Genomic DNA, 3488 nt, shown 5'->3' with positions numbered 1-3488 from the left:
GTACAAGAAGCGTTCTGTGATGGAGCCCAAGCCGGCTTCACCCATTGAATGCCTGCGGGACATCGCGTATCTCAACAGCGGCCGATTGTCAGACGAGGTCCGCCATCTGCTGCAGAAGGAAGACGCTGACATTGCGAGGTGGGCTCGCCATAAGTACTCGCGATTCACGCTGAACGATCTGGGTGCGTTGTTCGACAAGAGCAAGTCAGCCGTTGCCCGTTGGCTTGATGATGCAGTTATGGCCTAATTGATCAACTACCGGCAACAAAAATCAGTAGCGCCGGTTCGCAGGGAGGAACATGGAAACGTACAGCCCTATTCAGGTGGTGCTAGACGCTCGGCAATTTCAGGCCGACCGCAAGCGCAATCCCGGATCGTCGAACAAGGAATTCTTCGAAGGTCTTGATGCTGCATTTGCTGTGCACAAGCAGCAGTTGAGCGAGCAGCTGAAAGTCGTCAAGTCGAAGCTGCAGAGCAGCTCGGCAAGCGGCATCGGGTTCTTGAAGGTGCGGATGCGCGAGGAGGCCTTGGCGAAGTCCCATCGCCCCACCAAGCGGGTCTTCCATCCGAACACCATGCCGCTTGCCGGCTCCTCCGGAGTCGGTGAGCTGATCGTGCAGGTCTCGCCCAGCGGCATCGACCAGGCGATCGCCCAAGTCGAAAACGCCGAGGTCGAGCTGGCCTACAGACCCAAGAAGGACAAGCCCAACGTCCTGGAGCCGGACCCGTCTCGCGAGCGCGCCGAAGTGGGTGCCATCGAGAGCGTGCGTCTCTGGGATGCACCCGACCGGCGGGCGTTCAGCACCGACCAGGCACTGGCCTGGTTCAACGAACAGGCCGTGCCCAAGGCCTACCGCGTCGATCTTTTTGAATCCATCCAGCCCGTGGCGAAGTTGGCGCGGCAAGACCTTGCTGGCCATTCTGACGTCGTGGGCGACCTGCTGCGCAAACTCGATGAAGAGCTCGGCTGTGGATACGTCGGCGCGCTGTATCGGCCCGATGCCGCCTCGATGATGCGGCTCTACATCTGGCTTCGCAAGGCGCCGCAACACCGCTACTTCGTTCGCGCTCCCAAGCTCGCAGAAGCGCTGCGAGCTTCCGGAGAACCCTCTTTTGACAGTGCGCACCACGAGAGGCTGCTGGAAGTCCTTGGACAGCATCCGGCTGTGCGTCGTATCAGCCTGCCGCCAGCGCTCCGATCGGGCTCCGCGTCCGCACCGGCTGCTGCGGCCCCGAGCACTTTCACGCCGGCAATGCCTGCCGTTGGCGCGCAGTACCCGGTTGTCGGCATCATCGATGGTGGCGTCGGCCCGGTTCACAGCGCCTGGGTGATGCATCAGTCGCAAGTGGTTCCCACGGCGCACGCCGACATCTCACATGGCGGCGAGATCGTGGGGCTGCTGGTGTCCGGGCAGGCCTTGAACGGCAACCAGATCAGCCCTGAGCCGGACGGCTGCTTTATCGCCGACCTGACGATGGTCCCGCGAGAGGCCTACTACGACGCCAACTACAGCTCCGATCTCGCCTTCGTGCTGAGCGTCGAGCAGGAAGTCAAAGYCGCCAAGCAGCAGACCGGCGCCCGCGTGTTCTGCTTCAGCCACAACTTCGAAGATCCGCCGGGGCACGGCGACCACTACCCGGACCTCTCCGCAGGGCTTGATCGCATCGCCCGTACGCACGACGTGATCTTCGTCATCAGCGCGGGCAATACCAAGGCAGGGACCGGCCGTCAGGAGTGGCACATCGATCCGATGGTGGTCCTGTCCAACCTCGCTTCCGTCAACGACGACGGCCTGACGTCACCGGCGGACGCGCTATTTGCGGTCTCCGTCGGCGCGCTGAATCCGCCGATGACTTCGGCCGGCATTGCGCAGGCACCGGCCCGGTACTCGCGTCGAGGCGTCTCGACCAAGCACTTCGTGAAGCCCGACATCGCGCACTACGGCGGCCTGTGTGCCAGCACGTCAGCGGACACCGGGCTCTTGTCGACCAATTCGACGGGCTCTACCCGCTATGTCGCAGGCACCAGCTATGCCGGGCCGCTGGCGGCAAAGACGCTGGCCCGTCTCGATCAACTGACGGGATCGAAGCTGCCTCGCGAAGGGTTGACCGCGCTACTGATCCACGGCGCGCGTCCCCCGGCCTGCCTCAGCAGTTACTCCAAGAAGATCGCGCGGCAGTTTGTCGGATTCGGCCTGCCGTCGTCCAGCGACTCTTTCCTATCGGGAGCGCCGCATCAGGCGACCTTGCTGTTCTACCACGATATGCAGAACAAGAAGGACCTGTTCTTCAAGTTCGACTGGCCGCTGTCGCTCGTGGAGGACGGGAAGTGCAAGGGGGAGGCGCTGCTCACGATGGTGTACTCCCCGCCGATTCAGGACGCCCACGACGGCGAGTTGGTGCGCATCAATCTGGAAGCCGTGCTTCACCAGCGCAAAGCCGATGGCAGCTGGGAAAAGCGCAGTGAAGACACCTTCGCCACCGAGCCGAACAAGGCTGCCTCAGCCATGGAAAAGCACTTGATCGAAGAGGGCTTGAAGTGGGGCACGGTCAAGCAGGTCCGGTTCTCATCGCCCAACGGCGTGGGCAAGACGTCGGAATGGCGTGTCTGCATCAAGTACCTGACTCGTGCGTCCGAAGAGTTCCCAACAGAGGGCATTCCTTTCGCAGCCGTCCTGACGATCTTGGACCCGGACGGCGGCAAGCCCGTCTACCAGGATATGAAGATCGGACTGAGCCAGCGCAACGTGCTGACCAGTGACGTTCGCAGCACGATCCAGACGCAGGTTCAGGCAACCTCGGGCAAGTCGTAGTGGCGCCTGGTGGCTCTATGCACTGCCAAGTCGACGCGAAGTCAGGACGCGTGTTCCGGTGGCGTCAATCAGGTAGCGGGYAGCTACCAAGACGGCCCGTCGCGTGACAACGATGACGCCGATGAGGATGTCCAAGCCCAAGGCCCGCCGCAAGATCGTCGGCGCGCTGCCGCCGCCCGACGTCCTCCCCAAGCCCTAGACCTCGCCCGCATGGAACACCTGGAACAGATCGTCAAGGCGCTGAGCGTCGTGCTGGTCACGCTCGGCCCCTTCCTCAAATCCTTCTTCGGCCACATGGTCGATCGCGGGCGCCACCTCGACGAGCGCTACAAGCGCCTGAAGAGCTTCTTCGATGACGGCGCGACCGCACGTCATCCCATGCTCGTCGAGGCCTCGTTTGCGTCGGCCGTCGGCCACGCGAAGCTCAGCTTGCAGGAGATTGAGTTGCTCCTGCGACAGCAGCGCCCGACGCAGTTCATGGATCAATACCTGCGCTCGCGCGACCACATTGGCCCCAACGCGACTGGCGACCAGTTCGAACTGCGCGGAATTGCACGGAACGCACGCGCGCGCAAAACACTGGTGATCTTGGGTGGCCTGTTCTACGCCGTGATGGTCGGGCCCGCGTTCTGGGCACTGGTCTTCGTCTTGCTGCCCAAGGCTTTCAAGCAGTCC

General features: G+C 62.7%; 3 protein-coding genes. All 3 read left to right on the top strand.

Features of this window, described 5'->3' with window-relative positions; all coding sequences use genetic code 11:
* Positions 1 to 247, top strand: a 247-nt coding sequence (locus tag ACXJKR_RS27505) for a hypothetical protein (protein ID WP_457325531.1), incomplete at its 5' end; no start/stop codon positions are given.
* 52 nt (positions 248 to 299) lie between these two features.
* A complete protein-coding gene (locus tag ACXJKR_RS27500) occupies positions 300 to 2813 on the top strand; it encodes a S8 family peptidase (protein ID WP_457325530.1) in 2514 nt (837 codons plus the stop codon).
* A gap of 210 nt (positions 2814 to 3023) precedes the next feature.
* A partial coding sequence (locus tag ACXJKR_RS27495) for a hypothetical protein (RefSeq protein ID WP_457325529.1) occupies positions 3024 to 3488 on the top strand: 465 nt, incomplete at its 3' end.

The organism is Roseateles sp. P5_E11 (assembly GCF_054049355.1).
Note: the sequence above shows the minus strand (reverse complement) of the source record. Positions and strands in the feature narration are given on the sequence as shown.